The 20,485-nt window shown below is 65.5% G+C and carries 19 protein-coding genes and 1 tRNA gene; 2 read left to right on the top strand and 18 right to left on the bottom strand.

What is annotated here, in order from left to right; translation table 11 throughout:
• The 16 genes from BFAL_RS11575 to dapE form a co-directional block, all read right to left on the bottom strand.
• Positions 1-192 (bottom strand): hypothetical protein (locus tag BFAL_RS11575; protein WP_236691685.1); only part of this gene is annotated, 192 nt, incomplete at its 3' end.
• 342 nt (positions 193-534) lie between these two features.
• On the bottom strand, positions 535-1,227 hold the full coding sequence (rplA, locus tag BFAL_RS05750; RefSeq protein ID WP_055427472.1) for a 50S ribosomal protein L1: 693 nt from the start codon (positions 1,225-1,227) through the stop codon (positions 535-537).
• A 15-nt stretch (positions 1,228-1,242) separates the two neighbouring features.
• A complete protein-coding gene (gene rplK / locus BFAL_RS05745) occupies positions 1,243-1,674 on the bottom strand; it encodes a 50S ribosomal protein L11 (RefSeq protein ID WP_055427471.1) in 432 nt (143 codons plus the stop codon).
• A 418-nt stretch (positions 1,675-2,092) separates the two neighbouring features.
• Positions 2,093-2,428 carry a hypothetical protein gene (locus BFAL_RS05740; RefSeq protein WP_055427470.1) on the bottom strand — a complete coding sequence of 112 codons (336 nt, stop codon included), beginning with the start codon at positions 2,426-2,428 and terminating at the stop codon, positions 2,093-2,095.
• A 46-nt stretch (positions 2,429-2,474) separates the two neighbouring features.
• A complete protein-coding gene (locus BFAL_RS05735; RefSeq protein WP_236691684.1) occupies positions 2,475-4,067 on the bottom strand; it encodes a sodium:solute symporter family protein in 1,593 nt (530 codons plus the stop codon).
• Positions 4,068-4,092: 25 nt separating this feature from the next.
• Positions 4,093-4,227: a hypothetical protein gene (locus BFAL_RS11720; RefSeq protein ID WP_269082766.1), complete on the bottom strand. Its 135-nt coding sequence runs from the start codon at positions 4,225-4,227 to the stop codon at positions 4,093-4,095.
• A gap of 502 nt (positions 4,228-4,729) precedes the next feature.
• On the bottom strand, positions 4,730-5,659 hold the full coding sequence (gene nusG, locus BFAL_RS05730) for a transcription termination/antitermination protein NusG (RefSeq protein ID WP_055427469.1): 930 nt from the start codon (positions 5,657-5,659) through the stop codon (positions 4,730-4,732).
• A 43-nt stretch (positions 5,660-5,702) separates the two neighbouring features.
• Entirely contained in the window at positions 5,703-5,930 is a 228-nt protein-coding gene (gene secE / locus BFAL_RS05725) for a preprotein translocase subunit SecE (RefSeq protein ID WP_055427468.1), read from the bottom strand.
• Between the two features lie 34 nt (positions 5,931-5,964).
• A tRNA-Trp gene (locus BFAL_RS05720) sits at positions 5,965-6,040 on the bottom strand.
• A gap of 189 nt (positions 6,041-6,229) precedes the next feature.
• Positions 6,230-7,438, bottom strand: a complete 1,209-nt coding sequence (locus BFAL_RS05715) for a pyridoxal phosphate-dependent aminotransferase (protein WP_055427467.1) — start codon at positions 7,436-7,438, stop codon at positions 6,230-6,232.
• A gap of 57 nt (positions 7,439-7,495) precedes the next feature.
• Positions 7,496-8,629: a glutamate 5-kinase gene (gene proB, locus BFAL_RS05710; RefSeq protein ID WP_055427466.1), complete on the bottom strand. Its 1,134-nt coding sequence runs from the start codon at positions 8,627-8,629 to the stop codon at positions 7,496-7,498.
• Positions 8,630-8,639: 10 nt separating this feature from the next.
• Positions 8,640-10,325 (bottom strand): GTPase ObgE, encoded by a 1,686-nt coding sequence (gene obgE / locus BFAL_RS05705; RefSeq protein ID WP_055427465.1) that lies wholly within the window; start codon positions 10,323-10,325, stop codon positions 8,640-8,642.
• Positions 10,326-10,454: 129 nt separating this feature from the next.
• Positions 10,455-10,706 carry a 50S ribosomal protein L27 gene (gene rpmA / locus BFAL_RS05700; RefSeq protein WP_055427464.1) on the bottom strand — a complete coding sequence of 84 codons (252 nt, stop codon included), beginning with the start codon at positions 10,704-10,706 and terminating at the stop codon, positions 10,455-10,457.
• Between the two features lie 55 nt (positions 10,707-10,761).
• Positions 10,762-11,070, bottom strand: a complete 309-nt coding sequence (rplU, locus tag BFAL_RS05695) for a 50S ribosomal protein L21 (protein WP_055427463.1) — start codon at positions 11,068-11,070, stop codon at positions 10,762-10,764.
• A gap of 204 nt (positions 11,071-11,274) precedes the next feature.
• On the bottom strand, positions 11,275-14,181 hold the full coding sequence (locus tag BFAL_RS05690) for an Rne/Rng family ribonuclease (RefSeq protein ID WP_370696062.1): 2,907 nt from the start codon (positions 14,179-14,181) through the stop codon (positions 11,275-11,277).
• 285 nt (positions 14,182-14,466) lie between these two features.
• Positions 14,467-15,681, bottom strand: coding sequence for a succinyl-diaminopimelate desuccinylase (dapE, locus tag BFAL_RS05685; RefSeq protein ID WP_055427462.1), 1,215 nt, complete (start codon positions 15,679-15,681; stop codon positions 14,467-14,469).
• 169 nt (positions 15,682-15,850) lie between these two features.
• Here dapE and BFAL_RS05680 point away from each other — a divergent pair, with 169 nt between their 5' ends.
• Positions 15,851-16,792 carry an AEC family transporter gene (locus tag BFAL_RS05680; RefSeq protein WP_055427461.1) on the top strand — a complete coding sequence of 314 codons (942 nt, stop codon included), beginning with the start codon at positions 15,851-15,853 and terminating at the stop codon, positions 16,790-16,792.
• Between the two features lie 52 nt (positions 16,793-16,844).
• On the opposite strand, the gene BFAL_RS05675 is transcribed toward BFAL_RS05680, so the two are convergent.
• Complete coding sequence (locus BFAL_RS05675; RefSeq protein WP_055427460.1) at positions 16,845-17,981, bottom strand: glycerate kinase; 1,137 nt, start codon at positions 17,979-17,981, stop codon at positions 16,845-16,847.
• A gap of 507 nt (positions 17,982-18,488) precedes the next feature.
• Between BFAL_RS05675 and BFAL_RS05665 the strand changes: the two genes are divergently transcribed.
• A complete protein-coding gene (locus BFAL_RS05665) occupies positions 18,489-18,851 on the top strand; it encodes a hypothetical protein (protein WP_055427458.1) in 363 nt (120 codons plus the stop codon).
• A 27-nt stretch (positions 18,852-18,878) separates the two neighbouring features.
• On the opposite strand, the gene BFAL_RS05660 is transcribed toward BFAL_RS05665, so the two are convergent.
• Positions 18,879-20,342: a Maf family protein gene (locus BFAL_RS05660; protein WP_055427457.1), complete on the bottom strand. Its 1,464-nt coding sequence runs from the start codon at positions 20,340-20,342 to the stop codon at positions 18,879-18,881.
• Positions 20,343-20,485 lie beyond the last annotated feature (143 nt).

Raw genomic sequence — 20,485 nt, 5'->3', positions numbered from 1 at the left:
CCAACACGCAAACCGGCACGACAAAACACGCCGCAAACCCTTGAAAACACGGCGCTCCACCGGCGTGTCGAAACCCACGACAAACACCACCAACCCTACCCCACCAACACCAACCCAACACCACAACCACACCAACAACAAACAAACAACAACAAACAACACACCACACAACCAACCCACGCCAACCCCCATACCAAGACACCACACCACAACCAACCACAACAACCCACCCACCAACAACCCAAACAACCACAAAGGAAGAGGCCGCCTCCCATGGTGCGGTAAACCACCCAAGCACCAGAAGACGAAAACGTTGCAATTCCGCGGTTATGGAGAAACCATGTCACCGCACCATGGGAGAGTGACGCACAGGGCTTAACGTCACCCGTACGAAGCGGAACAACGTGAACCAGCACTAATAGATGGCTACGTCATCGGCTGGCTCCCGGTTTCCCCAATGGCACCGGATATGACAAGACCCCCGGTCCCTTACGGAACCAGGGGTCTATGACGCTCGCGACGCTTACGCTATCGTCAGGCGATCACGTTCGGGTCGACCGGGATGCCGGGGCCCATCGTGGAGGTGATGGTGGCCTTCGTGATGTAACGGCCCTTCACGGTCGCCGGCTTGAGACGCTTGACCTCATCGGCGACGGCGTGGAAGTTCTCGTCCAGCGCGTTCTCGTCGAAGGAGGCCTTGCCGATCAGGAAGGAGAGGTTGCCGTTCTTGTCGACACGGAACTCGATCTTACCGGCCTTGATCTCCTTGACGGCCTTGGCGACGTCCATGGTCACGGTGCCGGTCTTCGGGTTCGGCATGAGGCCACGCGGACCGAGCACACGGCCGAGGCGGCCGACCTTGCCCATCATGTCCGGGGTGGCGACGACGGAATCGAAGTCGAGGAAGCCGTCCTGCACCTTGGCGATCAGATCGTCATCGCCGACGATGTCGGCGCCGGCCTCGGCGGCCGCGGTGGCCTGCGGGCCACGGGCGAACACGAGGACCTTGACGGTCTTACCAGTGCCGTGAGGCAGGCTCACGGTGCCGCGGACCAGCTGGTCGGCCTTGCGCGGATCCACGTTCAGGCGGAGCACCGCTTCGACGGACTCGTCGAAGTTGCGGGTCGGCATGCTCTTGAGCAGCGCGATGGCCTGATCGGGGGTGTACAGGTTGTTGCGATCGACCTTCTCGGCCGCCTCACGGTACTTCTTGGAATGCTTAGCCATCTGTCCTTCTCCTTATCAGTCGGTCACCGTGATGCCCATGGAGCGGGCGGTGCCTTCGATGATCTTCATGCCGGCCTCGATGTCACGGGCGGAGAGATCGGCCATCTTGGTCTCGGCAATCTCACGAACCTGCGCCTTGGTGACGGAGCCGACCTTGTGGGTCAGCGGGTTCTCGGTGCCCTTCTCGACACCGGCGGCCTTCTTCAGCAGAGCCGCGGCCGGCGGGGTCTTCAGGATGAAGGTGAAGGAACGATCTTCGTAGACGGTGATCTCGACCGGGATCACCTGTCCCATCTTGTCCTGCGTCTGGGCGTTGTACGCCTTGCAGAAGTCCATGATGTTGACGCCGTGCGAACCCAGCGCAGGGCCCAGCGGCGGGGCCGGGTTGGCCTTGCCAGCCTGAATCTGCAGCTTGATCAGCGCGGAGACTTTCTTCTTGGGAGCCATGTTATGGTTCTTCTTTCTATAACGCGGTGCTGTCGGTCGCCGCCCATGCGCCCGCGATCCTGCACGATGCAGCACACGGACGTCTGCGCGGTCTCCTCCCGCAACTTATATTGCTGTGCTGTGCTAAGCGGGTCTCCCCTCCAGACACAAGCTTTCCTATTATGCCGATGAACCACGACAACGAGATGGCTGCAGCATCGGCGTGTCGCTGCGAACCAGCGAGTCCGCGCCCCTCCCCGCCACGGCGCCTTCACGGAGCTTTCACGCAAGTCCGGCACCCGCACACGGAGCGAGCACGCACGCAGCAACGACGACGAGGGGCCACCGGTTCCCCGGCGACCCCTCGGATCGTGTTTTCGTCACTTACGGCGAGTCATCGTCCGCGACACGTCACGTCAGACGTGAGGCGGCGGAAGGCTCACTTGTTGCTTTCGTGCTGGACCTGCGCCTTGCGGGCGGACTCCTCGGCGGAGGCGATGATGTCCTCGGCCGAGAGCGGCTTGAAGCGGCACCACAGCTCGAACAGGATACCCACGACCAGCATCACGATGCCGGTCCACAGGTTGATGTCGATGCCGTTGGTGTCGGCGCCGTTCATGTTCGGCGCGACGATGCCGACGATCGTGACGATCACGCCGTAGATGATGAACAGGATGGCGATGAGCCGGCGCAAATCGTTGTTGCGCGCCGCCTTGACCGCCTGATCCTTCTCGGCCTGAGTCAGCAGGCTCTGGCCCTCAGTCTCTTGTGCCATTGCAAACTCCTTATAACGTTCCTACGTTGATGGGTCAACCGACGGTTTAGAAGAACGGGATGTAGAAGACGAGACCGAGCACGAAGATCACGGTGCCCAGGATCAGCGGCTTCTTGTACCACGGAACCTTCACGGTGGCGACGTCCTTTCCGGCTTCCTTGGCGGCGCGCTTGGCGTCCTCAAGCTCCTCGTCGGCGGCGGCCTTGAAGTACTTCATGCCGTTGTTGGCGAAGGTGAGGCCTTCGAGCTCCTCATCGGTCTTGGCCTTGGTGAACGGCGTGATGATCGCGGCGACGATCCACGTGGCAAGGCAGGAGATGATGGCGCCGTACCAAGTCTCGGCGGTGGCGGAACCGAAGATCGGGTCGCCGGCCGCGACGGACTGCAGGTACAGGATGTAGGTGACGAGCGGGGCGATGATGCCGCACACGTAGGCGACGGTACCGGCCACGTTGGAGACGCGCTTCCACACCAGACCGAGGATGAACACGGCGAACAGCGGGGCGTTGAAGAAGCTGAACAGCGTTTGCAGGTAGGTCATGATGTTGCCGAACTGCGAGGCGATCCACGCGGTGAACACGGAGATGAACACGCCGATGACGGTGATCCAGCGGCCCATGTTCAGGTAGTACTTATCGCTCTGGCCGGGCTTGACGTAGTCCTGCCACAGATCGTAGGTGAACACGGTGTTGAACGAGGAGACGTTCGCGGCCATGCCGGCCATGAAGGAGGCCATCATACCGGTGATGGCGACGCCGAGCACGCCGTTCGGCAGGTACATCTTGAACAGGTACGGAATGGCTTCGTTGTACTGGAGGACCGGGTGGTCACCGGCGAACAGGTTGCCGACGGTGGCGGCCGCGATCAGGCCAGGGATGATGATGATGATCCAGATGAGCATCTTCGGGATGGCGCCGAGGATAGGCGTCATACGGGCGGCGGTCATGCTCTTCGCGGCGAAGGCGCGCTGCACCTCGGTGAAGTTGGTGGTCCAGTAGCCGAAGCCGAGCACGAAGCCGAGGCCCATCAGGATGGAGAACCAGTCGCCGCCGACCGGGTTGGTCACGTTGCCGAGGCCGGTGCCGGCCCAGGCGTGGATGGAGCCGGACCAGTCCTGCATGCTGTCGAGCTTGGCGGTCAGGCCGCTCCAGCCGCCCACGTGGGACAGGCCGATGACGGTGACCGGGATGAGGGCCGCGACGATGACGAAGAACTGCATGACCTCGTTGTAGATGGCGGAGGTCAGACCACCGAGGGTGATGTAGGCGAGCACGAACACGGCGGACACGATGATGGCGGTCCACTGGCTCCAGCCGAGCATGGCCTGAAGGATCAGGGCCATGGCGTACAGGTTGATGCCTGCCTGCAGAATGGTGGACACGGCGAAGCACAGCGACACGATGATGTGCGCGCCCTTGCCGAAGCGCTGGTACATGAACTCAGGCACCGAGCGCACGCCGGAGCCGTAGTAGAACGGCATCATGAAGATGCCGAGGAACACCATGCCAGGCACGGCGCCGATCAGGTAGTAGTGGATGGTCGGCATACCGATCTGGGCGCCGTTTGCGGCCATACCCAGAATCTCGGTGGCGCCGAGGTTGGCGGCGCAGAATGCGAGGCCTGCGATCCAAGCCGGCATCGAACGACCGGCGAGCAGGAAGTCCTCAGAGGACTTCCTGCTGCTTGTGGATGGAATAACCAATCCACACGATCATGGCAAAGTAGACGATGAGGATAAGCCAATCCACCCAGCTCAGCGACAGGCGAATCGCGGATTCCCCGGCAGCAAGATCAATCATGCCGCTCCCTCTTTCCTTGAGTTGTTCTTCCTCGAACACAGGCACCACCCACCACGGCGGTGTTTGCGTTACCGCGATACAAAATAGTACCGAGACTCCACAATCGCAAACTAAACCTCACATTCCCGCTTGCAGAAATGCACATATAAAAACAATCTCGCATATATCAGAACATTTTCTCGTGTGCTTTTCGTGCAGTCAAACCGGTTTGATTACGTGAGCATTTGTACATGCCGTGAGCGCTTACATCGTTACGCCTAGCCCTTTATCGCAATGAGCGAAAGCATCGGAGCGCTGCGATTGATGTACGTCATATCACGCATGTGCAGATGTCGCCTAAATCACATTGGCCGACACACGCCGTTCAAGCATCCGGCCGTATCCGTACCGGCCGACACCACGACGGACAGCATCCACATACGAAAAATCCCCGCCCTAAGGCGGGGATCATCATTCAGCACACCAGCACCAAACCAACATGCCGGACATGCGCAATCGCGTATCAGTCGAGCTTCTGCACCTGATCGAAGCCCAGCTCCACCGGCGTATCGCGGCCGAAGATGGACACGAGCACGGTGAGCTTCTGCGTAGTCGGCTCCACATCGGAGACGACGGCGGCCATGGTGGCGAAGGGGCCATCAGTGACGGTGACCTGATCGCCGATGGCGTAGGAGACCTCGACGGTGCGCTTCTTGGCGGCGGCAGGCTTGTCGCCGGCCTTCTTCAACGCCTCGGAGGCGATCATCGGGGCCATCATGGCGACGACTTCCTTGCGGGACAGCGGCGCCGGATCCTTGGTGGGGCCAACGAAGCCGGTGACGCCTTCGGTCTCACGCACGATACGGCGCGCGTTCTCATCAGGCCACATACGGATAAGCACATAGCCGGGGACGCGCACACGCGTGATGACCTTCTTGCCCTTGTCGGTGTGCTTCTCGACTTCCTCCATCGGCACTTCGATCTGGAAGATGGTGTCTTCGAGGCCGAAGGACTGGATGCGGGATTCGACGTTGGTCTTGACGCGCTTCTCGTAGCCGGAGTACGTGTGCAGCACGTACCACTTGCCTTCAAGAGTGCGCAGCGACTTGGAGAACGCCTCGACGGCGGCCTGGCCGGCGTCGGTGGCTTCTGCCTGCTCGGATTCGTTGGTCTCTTCGTCCTCGTCGTCGGCGAGGGAGATTTCCGGAGCGGCGACCGGAGCGACATCAACAGCATCGTCAACAGCGGCAACCGCCTCATCGACGGAAACCGGAGCGGACTGATCGGTCGGGGCCGGCTCAGAGGCGACGGATTCAGGCGCGGCCGCCTCATCGGATTCAGAGGTCTCGGCAGGAGCCGCGACGGCGGCATCCACGTCCACGGACTCCGCCGGCTCCGCCTCAGGCAGGTCGGGGAGCTCGTCGAGATTGTCGAGATTCACTTCATCACTCATGCGTATTCACCTTCGGGTTCGTTGCCGTTACGTGTACGTACGATCAGCCGAACACCCACAGCGTCAGCTTGCCCAGACCGAAGTCCATGCCGGTGACGAGAGCCATCAGCAGCAGCACGAAGATGAACACGGCCAGCGACCAGAAGAACAGTTCCTTGGCGGTGGGGGTCACGACCTTGCGAAGCTCATCGATGATCTGCTTGATAAACAGTCCGATGCGCATGAAGACGTTAGGCTTGACGGCCTTCTCGCTCTTGCTAGCCTTCGCCATATTCATCCTTCGCTAGGGGTATTCGTAAGATCCTTGGCAGGGAAGGCGGGACTCGAACCCACAACCTACGGTTTTGGAGACCGTTGCGCTACCAATTGCGCCACTTCCCTAGGTGAACTTCACCTCGACTCGGCATTCCGCAAAGGAACGCTTCGCCACGGCGAAAACCGCCAAGTCGATATAGTAGCGGGTCGCCTGGAATTCGTCAATTCCAGGCGCCATATACGCGGAATCCCGTGGCGAAAACCACGGGATTCCAACGATTGTCACGGCATGTCGCGCATGGCGTGGAGCGTGCGTCAGGCCTCGACGTAGGCCTTCATGCGGCGCATGCCTTCGGCGAGCTGATCGTCCGCCAACGCGTAGGAGAAACGCAGGTAGCCAGGGGCGCCGAACGCCTCGCCGGGCACGGCGGCGACATGCGCCTCGTCGAGCAGCGCGGCGGCGAATTCGGCGGAAGAGTTCGAGACGGTGCCGTTGGGGCCGAGCGGCTTGCCGAGCAGCGCGGTGATGTCGGCGAACGCGTAGAACGCGCCGGTCGGCGTCGGGCAGTTCACGCCGTCGATATCGTTGAGCGCGGCGACGATGGCCTTGCGGCGCACGTCGAACGCCTCGCGCATGCGGTAGACGGCGTCGAGCGGGCCGGACACGGCGGCGATGGCGGCGCGCTGCGAGACGTTCGCCACATTCGAGGTCATGTGGCCCTGCAGCTTGGCCGCGGCCTTGGCCACGGGTTCGGGGGCGATGAGCCAGCCGACGCGCCAACCCGGCATTGCGTACGTCTTGGCGACGCCGTTGAGCACGATGAGCTGGTCGCGCACTTCGGGCACGGCGGTGCCGATGTACGTGGTGTGCGCGTCGTCGTAGTTGAGGTGTTCGTAGATCTCGTCGGAAATCACCCACACGTGATGCTCGATGGCCCACTTCGCGATGCCTTCGATGGTCTCGGGGCTCCACACGGCACCGGTCGGATTGTTCGGCGAAGTGACGATGATTGCCTTCGTGCGCTCGGTACGGGCCGCTTCGATCGCCTCCAGATCCGGCTCGAAACCGCAGTCGGCGCCGGCGAACACCTCGACGGGCACACCGCCAGCCAGCTTCACGGCCTCCGGGTAGCTCGTCCAGTACGGCGTGGGGATGATGACCTCGTCGCCTTCGTCGAGCAGGATCTGGAACGTCGAGTAGACGGCCTGCTTGCCGCCGTTGGTGACGACCACCTGTTCGGGAGCCACCTCGTAGCCGGAGTCGCGCAACGTCTTCGCGGCGATGGCGGAGCGCAGTTCGGGAAGACCCGGCGTGGGCGTGTACTTGTAGTTCTTCGGGTCGCGGCATGCGGCCGCGGCGGCGTCCACGACGTAGTCCGGGGTCGGGAAGTTGGGTTCGCCGGCGCCGAAGCCGACGACGTCGAGGCCGGCGGCCTTCATGGCCTTGGCCTTGGAGTCGACGGCGAGCGTGGCGCTGGGGGTCACATGGTTGATACGGTCGGAAAGAGTCTGCCATTGAGCCATAGTCATGCCCTCAACGATAGACCCGGCACCCGAGAACGCGCCAGAGCCGCACCCGGCTCACACCAATACGAGATTGTCGCGGTGGACGAGCGGATGCGAGTATTCGTCGCCGAGGATGCGCCTGAGCTGGCCGGTGTTCCGGCCGAGCATGCGCGGCACCTCCTCGGAGTCGTACCCGGCGAGGCCGCGCGCCAGATGCGTGCCGTCCTCCGCGTCGACCCATACCGGGTCCCCGGCGGAGAACGCGCCGCGCACCTCCACCGCGCCGGCGGCGAGGAGCGACGCGTGCCCGCCGCGCACGGCCTGCGCCGCACCGGCGTCGACGATGATCGTGCCGCGCGGTTCCGCCGCGAATCCGATCCACAGGCGTCGCGACGTGCCACGGCGTTTGACCGGCGCGAACGCCGTGCCCACCGGATCGCCCATCAGCGCCGGACCGGCGTTGGACGCGCAGGTGAGCACCGTGGGAATGCCGGAGACGGCGGCCACGCGCGCCGCCTCCAGTTTCGTGACCATGCCGCCGGTGCCTACCTTCGAGCCGGTGCCGCCGACCTTCACCTCGCCGAGCGCGTCGACGACGTTCGGCACATAGCCGATGCGCGTCGATCCGGGTTCGCTCGGCGGCGCCGTGTACAGTCCGTCCACATCGGTGAGCAGGACGAGCGCATCGGCGCGCACGAGGTTCGCGACGAGCGCCGACAGCCTGTCGTTGTCGCCGAACCGGATCTCGTTGGAGGCGAGGGAGTCGTTCTCGTTGATGATCGGCACGACGCCCAGTTCGAGCAGGCGGTCGAGCGTGCGCTGCACGTTGCGGTACTGGGTGGCGCGGATCGTGTCCTCCGCGGTGATGAGGATCTGCCCGACGCGCACGCCGAAACGGCCGAACGCCGCCTCGTACTGCGCCATGAGCAGTCCCTGCCCGACCGCGGCCGTCGCCTGCTGCGTGGCGACGTCGCTCGGGCGCGCGTCGAAGCCGAGCGGCCCGAAACCGGCCGCGATGGCGCCGGAGGAGACGAGTACGACGCGCGCGCCCATAAGGCGCGTCGCCGCGAGCGCGCCGACCAGCGCGTTGAGCTTATCGACGTCGAGGTGCCCGTCCGACTGCGTGAGCGAGCTCGAACCGACCTTGACGACGACTGTTTCCGCTTCGGCCACGCGGCGGCGGATCTCGGCTTGTGATGGTGTGGACATATGCGCTGTTCTACTCGTCCTGCGTTTCGACGGTCTCGCCGCGTCCGAACAGGCTCTTCTCGTCGTGGCGGTCGTCGTCGATGGAGGGGTCGGCCCAGTGGCCGGCGGCGCGCTCCCTCATCATCGCCTCGCGCACGGCCGCCTTCGCGTCCATCATCGCATGGTATTCGCGGCGGCGTTCGGCGTTCGTGCGGCGACGGCTGCGCCCCTCCTCCTGGTCGATGCGCAGATCCTGTCCGCGCGCGCCCAGCGGCGAACCGTCGAGACGCTCCGCACCGGCCGCGATGGTCGGATCCCAATCGAAGTCGACGGCGCGGTCGCCCCGGCCGATGCGGATCTCGTCTCCCGGCCTGGCGCCCTTGCGGCGCAGTTCGTCCTCGACGCCCAGTTTGGCGAGACGATCGGCGAGATAGCCGACGGCCTCGTCGTTGTCGAAGTTGGTCTGCTGCACCCAACGTTCCGGCTTGCGGCCGGTGACCTCGTACCAGAAGTCGCCGTTGCCGTCCTCCTTGCGCTCGATGGTGAAGTCGGCGGCGCCGCCGCGCTCGTCGGCGGAGCGACGGCGACGGCCCTGCTCCTCCAGCGGCTTGATGACGACGCGCGCCTCCTCTTCGGCCTGTTCGCGCTTGGCGACCTCCTCGCGCATGTCGGCGACCATCGCGGCCAGAGCGAAGTTGAGCTCCTTGAGGCCGCGGTGCGAGGCGGTGGAGATGATGAACACGCGCATGCCCATCTTCTCGAATTCGGGCTTGACGAATTCGGCGAGCTCCTCGGCTTCGGGCACGTCGGCCTTGTTGAGGATGATGATGCGCGGACGTTCGGGAATCGGAATGGCGCCGAGCGGCAGATCGAGCGAGCCGGCGTATTCGGCGAGCTCGTGCTCCAGCGCATGATAGTCGCTGATCGGGTCGCGGCCGTCTTCGAGCGTCGCGCAATCGATGACGTGCGCTATGATCTCGGTGCGTTCGATGTGCCGCAGGAACTCGAGACCGAGCCCCTTGCCCTGGCTCGCGCCTGGAATAAGGCCCGGTACGTCGGCGATGGTGTAGCGCTGGTCGCCGGCGACGACCACACCGAGGTTCGGCACGAGCGTGGTGAACGGGTAGTCGGCGATCTTCGGCTTCGCGGAGCTCATCGCGGCGATGAGGCTTGACTTGCCGGCGCTCGGGAAACCGACCAGCGCCACATCGGCGATGGACTTGAGCTCCAGGACCACGTCTCGTTCCTCGCCGAGTTCGCCCAGCAGGGCGAAGCCGGGGGCGCGCCTGGTGCGGTTGGCCAATGCGATGTTGCCGAGGCCGCCGTTGCCGCCGGCGGCCGCCACGAAGCGGTCGCCCTCGTGGCGAAGGTCGGCGAGCTGCTCGCCCGGGCGCTTGGGGGCGCCGGCGGGTCCCTTCGCGGTGAAGACCACGGTGCCGCACGGCACGGGCAAGATCAGGTCCTTGCCCTTGGTGCCGTCCTTGTTGTCGCCCAGGCCCATCGTGCCGGAATCGGCCGTGCGGTGCGGCATGAACCGGTAGTCCAGGAGGCTGGTCGCGTTGCGCGTCGCCTCGAAGATGACGGACCCGCCGTCACCGCCGTTGCCGCCGTTCGGACCGGCGAGCGGCTTGTACTTCTCGCGGCGGATGCCCGCCGAACCGTTGCCGCCGTCGCCGCCTTTGACATGGACGGTCACTCGATCCACAAAATCACTCATATCTATCTACCTTAATCGAAGCCCGCGGAGCGTCCGCTCCCGTCAGGGAGGCGGGACGCCCGTGCGTCATGGGAATACGTAACAAAAAAGCCGCGTCCTTGCGGGCGCGGCTTGTCGCGATCTGATGTCTCAGGCGGAGATCACGTCGACGACCTTGCGGTCACGACGGATGCCGAACTTCACGGAGCCATCGGTCAGAGCGAACAGGGTGTGGTCCTTGCCCATGCCGACGTTGTGGCCCGGGTGGAAGTTGGTGCCACGCTGACGGACGATGATGTTGCCGGCGATGACGGCCTCGCCGCCGAACTTCTTCACACCGAGGTATTGAGGATTTGAATCGCGACCGTTACGCGAGCTGGAAGCACCCTTCTTATGTGCCATGATCGTTTCCTTTCGGTACTAATTAAGCTTTCTTGGAAAACCTGTTGTCAAAAACTCAGGCGATCTCGGTGACCTTGAGCATGGTCAGCTTCTGGCGGTGGCCCTTGCGGCGGGCGACGCCGGTCTTGTTCTTGTACTTCTGGATGTTGATCTTCGGGCCCTTGGCGTCGTCCTTCACGACCTCGGCCTTGACGGAGATCTTCGCCAGATCAGCGGCGGCAATGGTGACGTTCGCGCCGTCGACCACGAGCGCGACCGGGAATTCCACGGTATCGCCCTGCTTCGCGTCGAGACGGTTGACGAGGATGACGTCGCCGACCTCGACCTTTTCCTGATGGCCACCGGCCTTCACAATCGCGTACATAATCGTTCCTTTATTGAATTGGCAAGCTTCTTGCCTGACTCACCCGGATATGCCGGGCTCGCGGTCAGACACCAGCAATCAAACGTACACCGACGCGCGGACTAACGCAACCGTGTTTCGTCCGCGTGTCTGGTCTGGATATGTTATAGGGCCATGTGGCCCCATGCGGGGCCGTGCGGGTCAGCGCACGGCCCTCCGCCCGGCTCACTCGTCGTCGTTGTTGGCGGCGACGGCCGCCGCGGCGATCTGCGCGAGCTTCGCCTTCACGTCCGGCGTGGAGCCGGCCGGCTCGGGCGCGGGCGTGGTGCCGCGGCCATGCTTGTTCGTCTTGACGAACGGGTCGCCGCCCCTGAGCGCGTACGGGTCATCGTATTCGGCGGAGACGACGGGCTTGTCGTGCAGGATGAAGCCGCGGCCCTTGCAGGTCGGGCACTCCTCGGAGAACGCCTCCACCAGGCCCTGGCCGATGCGCTTGCGCGTCATCTGCACGAGACCGAGCGAAGTGACCTCCGCCACCTGATGCTTGGTGCGGTCGCGCGCCAGGCACTCGACCAGACGGCGCAGCACGAGGTCGCGGTTCGCGGGCATCACCATGTCGACGTAGTCGATCATGATCATGCCGCCGATGTCGCGCAGACGCAGCTGGCGCGCGATCTCCTCGCTCGCCTCCAGGTTGCAGCGCGTCACCGTCTCCTCCAGCGACTTGCCTCGGCCGATGAAGCGGCCGGTGTTCACGTCGATGGTGGTCATGGCCTCGGTGCGGTCGATGACGATCGAACCACCGGACGGCAGGTAGACCTGGCGTTCCATGCCCTTCCTGAGCTGGGAGTCGATCTGCCACTTGTCGAACACGTCCTTGCCCTCATGCTCGGCCGGATCCCACTTGACCAGCTTCTCCTTGAGGTCCGGGGCCATCGTGTCGAGGTACTCCTCGATGCGCTCGTACACCTTGTCGCCCTCCACGATGAGCTTCGTGAAATCGTCGTTGAAGATGTCGCGCACCACGCGGATAGCCACGTCCGGCTCGCCCTGCAGCAGCTTCGGGCGCTTGCCGTGCCAGAACTCCTCGCGCTTGGCGTTGATGCGCTCCCACTGGCGCACGAGGCTCTCGAGGTCCTTGACGATGGCCTCCTCGCTCGCGCCCTCGGCCGCGGTGCGGATGATCACGCCCATGTCCTTCGGGGCGATCCTGGAGACGATGTTCTTCAGACGCGAACGCTCACGCTCCGACAGTTTGCGGCTCACGCCGGTCATGCCGCCGGACGGCACCAGCACGAGGAAGCGGCCGGCGAGCGTGACCTGGGAGGTCAGACGCGCGCCCTTGTGGCCGATCGGATCCTTGGTGACCTGCACGAGCACCGGGTCGCCGGACTTGAACGCGAGCTCGATGCGCCGCGGCTGGCCCTCGAGACGCGTCGCGTCCCAGTTGACCTCGCCGGCGTACAGCACGCCGTTGCGCGCCTGGCCGATGTCCACGAACGCGGCCTCCATGCTCGGCAGCACGTTCTGCACGCGGCCGAGATACACGTTGCCGACGGTCTGCACCTCCTGGATGTCGGACACGTAGTGTTCGACGAGCACGTTGTCCTCCACGACGGAGATCTGCGTGTGCTGTTCCCGCTCACGCACGACCATCAGTCGTTCGACGTTCTCGCGTCGTGCGAGGAAGTCCTGCTCCATGAGCTGCGACTGGCGGGAGCGTTCGCGGCGGTTGTCGCGGCGGCGCTGCTTCTTCGCCTCCAGTCGGGTCGAGCCCTCCACGTCGGTGATCTCGTCGATGTACTGCTGCTTGCGGGAACGGCGGGCGATGATCTGCTCGTCGTCGGCCTTGCCGCGGCGGCGACGACGACGGCGCGTGACCGTCTCCTCCTCGTCGCGCGCGGGACGCTCGGCATGATCGTCGTCACGCGACGCCTCATCGTCATGACGCTCCTCGACGGCGGGCTGATCGGCCTTGCCGCGGCGGCGACGGCGACGGCGCGTGCGCGTCTCCTCGCCGTTCGTCTCGCCGGCGTCGTTCGACTCCTCGTCGATGGGACGGTAGTCGATGTCGTCGAGTTCGAGGTCCTCCTCGATCTGCTCCACTTCCGCGGCGGCGCGACGCTCCTGCGCGTTCAGACGGCGGTTGCGGCCGCGGCGGGAACGGGAGGAACCGGAGTCATCGGCGGTCTCGGCGGTCTCGCCCGCCGCGTCGCCCCCGTCGCGCGCCGGGCGCGTCTCGTCGGATTCGACCGGCTCCACGTCACGTTCGGCACGACGGCGACGGCGCGTGCGGACACGCCGCTCCTCGCGCGGCTCGTCATCGCCGTCGTCCGCCCCGTCACGATCCGCGCGCAGGTCGCGGCGTCCGTCCGCATCGTCGTCGTCATCACCCTCGTCGAACGCGATGCGCGAACGCGACGGCCCGGCGGGCAGAACAGGCTCCTGGAACAACAGGGAGGTCATCGGACGGGAACGGCGGTCGTCATCCTCACGCTCGTGCATCGGCAGGCCGTCGAGCAGCTCCTCGGCACGCTCGAACTCGTCGTCGTCATCGTCGTAGCCGCCGCGGCGGGAACGACGGGAATCCGCCGCATAGTCATCGAAATAGTCGTCGCGTGGGGCACGGCGGCGACGCGAACGCGACGGACGCTCGTCGTCCTCATCCATGTCGTCGTCGCGCATGCGACGGGAACGACGGGACGGACGCTCCGGCTCGTCATCGTCGTCGACGAGACGCGCGCGGCGGCGCGAACGCGACGGACGCTCGTCGTCCTCGCGCGCAGCCGCGCGACGACGGGAGCGGGAGGCACGGGCGCCGGTATCGGCGCGACCGTCGTCGTCGGACGACGCGACGTCGTCGGCGTCCGCGTCGTCAGCGGACGAATCCGGTTCGACGGACGGCAGTTTCGGCTCTTCGAAGATGGACGGGGAATGGTCCTCGACCTTCAGCTCGAGCGACGCGCCGGCGGCACCGGTGCCGCGCACCACGCGGCGGCCGCGGCGGCGACGGGTCGTACCGGTCTTCTCCGGCTGGTCGGACGCGGCCGGAACGTTGCCGGACGCGGTATCGGACATGGCGATGTTCTGGGCGCCGACTTCGTCGGCCCCATCGTTGTTCACAGTGGGCACGATGCTCCTCGCCGGCGTGCTGCATCACGCCAGCCTCACTCAGGCTCACTACGGCTCTCACACCACGCTCTCACCGTGGCCGCGCTTCGATCGCGCCCGTAGAAGCAATTCCAGTCAAAGTCTGTGCGGCTCGGACGGCGGACACCTGCGCTCGCATGAAAACCGGGTGAACACCCGCCCGCGAGGGGATCGACGCCATCTGGCACGTCGGTGGTCTGCAGAACCACCACCCTCAAGTATGCCACAACTTCGACCGGGCACCGTTCACCGGGCCGTCACCCGCCGTCAGCGCACGTCGCGGAGCCACTCCCCCAGGATGTCCGCCATGAGCGGCAGGTCGGAGGCGGGAAGCTGCTCGTCATGCTTGTGCGCGAGCAGCGGATCGCCGGCGCCGAGGTTCACGGCGGGAATGCCGAGCTGGGAGAAACGCGCCACATCGGTCCAGCCGAGTTTCGCCAAGGGCTCACGGCCGGTGCGTTCGCGCACGAGACGCGCGAGCGAGACGGCGAGCGGCGCGTCCATGCCGGGGCGCGCGGACGGCGACTCGTCCTTCATCTCGATCTCGAAGCCCTCGAACACGCCGCCGGTGGCCGTGTGCCCGCCGTTGCCGAGCTCGGCGCCGCAATCCGCGCCCATCATCAGCGCCTTCGCCTCGGCGAGCGTCTTGTCCGGGGCGAACCGGTAGTTGACGTGCACACGGCACTCGTCCGGGATCACGTTCGTGCCCTTGCCGCCGGAGATCAGCGTGGCGTTGAGGCCTTCGCGGTAGACCAGACCGTCCACCGGCACGTCGGCCGGTTCATACGCGTTGAGACGGTTGAGGATGTCGGCGGCCTTGTGGATCGCGTTGACGCCCATCCACGCGCGCGCCGAATGCGCGGCCACGCCGCGGGTGACCACATCGAAGCGGATCGTGCCGTTGCAACCGCCCTCGATGCCGCAGTTCGTCGGCTCGCCGATGATCGCGAAATCGCCCTGGATCCAGTCGGGGTGCGCCTCGACGACCTTCCTCAGACCGTTCTTCTCGGCGGCGACCTCCTCATGGTCGTAGAACACGAAGGTCACGTCTGCGTTCGGCGTGGTTTCGGGCGTTGAACCGTCGAGCGTGGCGGCCAGGTGGAGCATCACCGCATCGGAGGCCTTCATGTCGGTGGCGCCGCGGCCCCACAGCACGCGTTCGCCCGGATGCGCCTCGGCGATTTCGGCGCGGATCAGCGGATCCCCGGGCTCCAGCCAACGCGGCGGGAAGTTGTCGATGACGGGCACGGTGTCGATGTGGCCGGCGAGCACCACGCGGCGGGGCTTGCCGAAGGAGGTCGACGCGACGATGGTGTCGCCGTGGCGGCGCACGTCGAGATGCGCGAAGGGCGTGAGGAACGCCTCGATGTCGTCGGCGAGCGCGGTCTCGTCGTCGCTCACGGAGTACACGTTCATGATCTGGTCGAGCAGGGCGTCGAGCTGCGCGTCGCGCGGGGCGGCGGGATCCATGGTAATCGTCATGGCCCTTATCCTAACGGGGAGGCCGTGCGCCGGAGACGAGCGACCATTGGGCGAGATGTCGCGGACAGGCGCGGCGTCTTGTGCCACACTGGGCGGAGGAACCGGCGTGCCGGAGATACGGCGCCGTCACGGCACATGAGGTAAAGGCAAAAGAAGTAAAAGAGGGAACATGCCAGGTCTGTTGAGCGCGATGCAGGGATTCTGCGTCATCGGCATCGTGATTTTCGTGGGGTATGTGGCCGCGCGCATGCGCATCGGCGGCCCGAGCGCGCAGATGGTGCTCAACCGGTTCTCGTTCTTCGTCTCGAGCCCGTGCCTGATGTTCGCGATCCTCTCCAAGGAGCCGATCTTCGACATCTTCCACCCGTCGATCATCGTGGCGTTCCTGTCCGCGCTGCTGATCGGCGTGGCGTTCCTCGTGCTCAACCGGCTGTTCTTCCACATGAACGCGGCCGACGCGACGATCGGCGCCCTGAACTCGCTGTACCTGAACTCGAACAACATCGGTCTGCCGATCGCCACGTACATCCTCGGCAACGGCGCGCTGGTCGCCCCGATCCTGGTCATGCAGCAGGCGCTGTTCACGCCGATCGGCCTGACCTCGCTGGACGTGTTCACCAAGGGCAAGGTCTCCGTCAAGGAGATTGTGAAGCAGCCGCTGCACCAGCCGCTGCTCATCGGCTCGCTGCTGGGCATCGCATTGTCCGCGGTGAACGCGAAGACCGGCTGGTTCATCCCGAACTACCTGTACGACCCGATCAACATGATCGGCGAATCCGCGGTTCCGATGATCCTCATGGCGTTCGGCATGTCGCTGCACGGCACGAAGCCGCTGCAGCAGAAGGGCGACCGCCCGGCGATCTTCACGGTGGCGGTGTTGAAGAACATCGTCATGCCGGTCATCGCGTTCCTGCTCGCCTACTTCCTCATGGGCTTCCGCGGTTCGGAACTGTACGCGTGCGTGGTGCTGGCGGCGCTGCCCACCGGCCAGAACGTGTACAACTACGCGGCCCGCTACAACGTGGGTCTCACCTTCGCCCGCGACGGCATCCTCATCTCCACGATGACGAGCCCGGTGTTTATCGCGGTGATTGCGGCCCTGCTGAGCTAGCTGTGCCGCGATGAACCGTCGCGGCACAGCACACGTTTCGGCCGCCATCATGCTACTTGAGTGCGATGAGTCGTGCCACGTTTTCGGCAGCGCGCGCCAGATTGCCGGGGCCTTCGTCGAGTGCCTGCGCCAACGGCATCGCGCCGGGCACGATGCCGAACACGGCGTCGATGCCGAGACCGTACAGCTGGTCGATGCCCTCCCCCACGTATCCGGCGAACGCGATGACGCGGATGCCCGGTTCGCCCCGGCGCACGGCCTGCGCGACGCCCATCGGCGTCTTGCCGTATTGGGTCTGGAAGTCGATGCCGCCTTCGCCGGTGAAGCAGTAGTCGGCGCCGGCGGCGCGGGCCGCGAGCCTCACGGTTTCGGAGACGATGGCCACGCCGGAGCGCATCGTCGCGTCGGTGAAGGCGAGCAGGCCTGCGCCAAGACCACCGGCGCCGCCCGCACCGGGCGTGTGCGCCACGTCGCGGCCGACCTGGTCGGCGATGACGGCCGCATAGTAGGCGAGGTTCGCGTCGAGCCGCTTGACCATGCCCGGGGTGGCGCCTTTCTGTGGTCCGAACACGGCGGACGCGCCCGTGGGCCCAACGAGCGGGTTGGTCACGTCGGAGGCGATGACGATGTCGGTTTCGTCCAGGCGCGGGTCGATGCCGGTCACGTCGATTCTCGCGAGGCGGTCGAGGAATCCGCCGCCGCGCGGGATCGGGTTGCCGTCGGCGTCGAGGAAGCGCACACCGAGCGCTTCGGCCATGCCGGCGCCGCCGTCGTTCGTCGCGGACCCGCCGACGCCGAGGATGATGCGGCGCGCGCCGTCGTCGAGCGCGGCGCGGATGAGCTGCCCGGTGCCGTAGGTGGTGGCGGCGAGTGGGTTCTTCGTCGTGTCGTCGACGAATTGGATGCCGGATGCGGCGGACATTTCGATGACGGCGGTCGAGCCGTCGCCGAGGATGCCGTACGCGGCGCGGGTCGGGCGTTGCAGCGGGTCGAGCACGTCGGCGCGGCGCAGCGTGCCGCCGGTCGCGTCGACGAGCGAGCGCACGGTGCCTTCGCCGCCGTCGGCCATCGGGATCATCTCGTATTCGGCGTCGGGGAAGACGCGGGCGAGGCCGGCGCGGATCGCTTCGGCCGCCTCGCGTGCGGTCATGCAGTTCTTGAACGAGTCGGGTGCGATGACGAACTTCATTGATGTCCTTTGTGCGTGGGATTCATTGCGTTATCAACATGCATATCTACATCTATGCACAGCATCTCGAACCGATTGGACCGCAGGTCTTTGTCGCGGTAGCGTCGGCAGATATCCGACGACGACGCGAGGACGCAGCGTCGGACCCTTACGACGATATGGATTGGAACGAAGAAGCATGTGCCACGACGACAATCACACGTATGACAATCGTCATACAAACGGGTATACTGGGGAACCGAACAATGACATCGAGATACACCCTCACGCACTACAGGCGCATCATCTGACTCGGGAGCAGATCGAATCGGCGTTCGCCACACGAATCGGTCCGGCGCGCATCAGATGGAGGGACCACAGTGCGGATCCACCACGCTGGGCCGTCATCGGGTTCGACCGGCAACGCAGACCGATCGAATTGGTCTATGTCGAAACGGCTGACCCACAGCCGCTGGTCATACACGCGAACTACCTCACCAAGGGATTCTTCAGGGAATGGAGTCAGGCATGAAACAGTACATCGCCAAGGACGGCACACCGATCACGGACGACATGGTGGAACGCTGGGCCGGGGAAACGGAGAACGGGTTCGCGAACTCGACGTTGACGCGCGAACCTGATCCGTTCCCCCCCAGTCGCGTCGACATGAAGGCGCACACCATCCGCATCCCCGACGAGCTGTGGCGTTTGGTGGAGGCCGCGGCCCGCGCGAAGCACGTCACACCGAGCGAATACACCCGCCAGGCGCTGGGTGTCAGCCTCGCGCAATCGGGGCTGACACGCGAGCAGAAAGTGACGGTCTACGCGCAGGTTCACGGTCTTACGCGCGAGGAAGCCGTGAACGCGCTCATCGACAAGGCGTTGGCATAGGTATCCTCCGTAGACGACGAAGTCGGCCTATTCGCCGCGGCGTTCGGCGGCCAGGGATTTCAGGCGCGCCTCGAAGCGCGGCCAGTCGGTCTTCATCGCGGTGAGGAGCCTCAATTCCGGCACGCGGTCGAGCGGCACCCACGCGATCTCCATGCTCTCGTCATCGTTCGCATGCGGCAGCACCGAATGCCCCGGCTTCTCGAACGCGAACACCGTGGTGTAGGCCCATGGGCCGTGATCCTCGCGGTAGGAGCCGACCACCTCGATGTCCTCGGGGGTGATGTTCGCCTCCTCGTAGCTCTCGCGCAGCGCGCCCTCGATCGGCGACTCGCCATCCGCGGTGGCGCCGCCCGGAATACCCCAGGTGCCGCCCTCGGCCGACCACTTCGCGCGATGCTGCATGACGACATGCGTCACCTCGCCGGTGCGCGGGTCGCGGCGGGCGAGCAGCACGCCGGACGCGCCGTTGGTGCCCCAGTGCTTGCGGCCGCACGCGCAGTCGACCCAGCCGTCGCCCGGCTGGTGCACGTTCTCCTTCGGCGGCAGCTCCTTGCCGTCGGCGCCCAATACGCCCGGTTCGCTCTCGCCGCGCGCCACGTTCCACAGGTCCGTCCATTCGACGCCGAGCTCGCCGACCAGACGGCGCAGCAGCGGCAGACTGATGCCGATGACGCCGTGCGGATCGCCCTCGATCGAATCGATGAACGCGCCGCCGAACCCCTCGAGCGTGAACGATCCGGCCACCTCGAGCGGCTCGCCGGTCGCGATGTAGCGTTCGATGTCACGATCGGAGTACTCGGCGAAATGCACGATCGCCCGACTCGCGCCGCGCGCGACACGCCCCGAAGCGAAATCGATGACGCAGTGGCCGGTCCACAGCTCACCGGTCGCCCCGCTCATGCGGCGCAGACGCTCTCGCGCCACGTCGGCGCTGTGCGGCTTGCCGTAACATTCGCCGTCGAGCAGGAACATCGAATCACAACCGATGATGAGCGGGCCGACCTCGGCGCGGGTCAGTCCCGGCTGGAGCGCGACGACATTGGAGATCGGCTCGGTGACGGTCGGCATGTCCACGCCGGAGAAGTCGCGCGTGGTGGCGATCGTGTCCTTCGAATAGTCGATCGACTCCGGCGCGAGGTTCGCGGACACGTCGCCGGCGGACGATCCGGCGGCCTCGCGCGCCTCGTCCTCGGCGATGACCTCTTCGGCGCGCAGCGGGTAGGCGATGACGCGCTCGCCGCTCGCGGCGGCGGCCGTCGCGGCGACCTCGCGGTAGGCGCGGTGGACGGCCTCGGCCTTCGCTCCGGCGAGGATCGTCACGCGTTGCTCGACGCTCAGATCGTTGACCGGCACGCCGGCGGCCTGCGCGGCGGCCTCGAGCGCGGCCGGCTCGTCGACGTGCGAGACGCGGATTGTCGGGCACACGCCGGCCGCGTACAGCACGTCGCGGCGCGGCTTCGATTTGGAGGCCAGAATCACCGGAATGGACATGGAACGGCTTCCTTTCCTTTGATACGTGATACGCCGGTGGCTCCCTCGAAGCCGAAGGAGCCACCGAAATCGGATGATGCGGCGGGCCGTGGGGGGGGGGGCGGCCCCCCCCGCCCCCCCCCCCCCCCCGGCCGCCGCCGCGG

It is taken from the genome of Bifidobacterium aesculapii, assembly GCF_001417815.1.
Taxonomy (GTDB): Bacteria; Actinomycetota; Actinomycetes; order Actinomycetales; family Bifidobacteriaceae; genus Bifidobacterium; species Bifidobacterium aesculapii.
The sequence above is the reverse complement of the archived record's forward strand: the minus strand, read 5'-3'. Positions and strand labels throughout refer to the sequence as shown.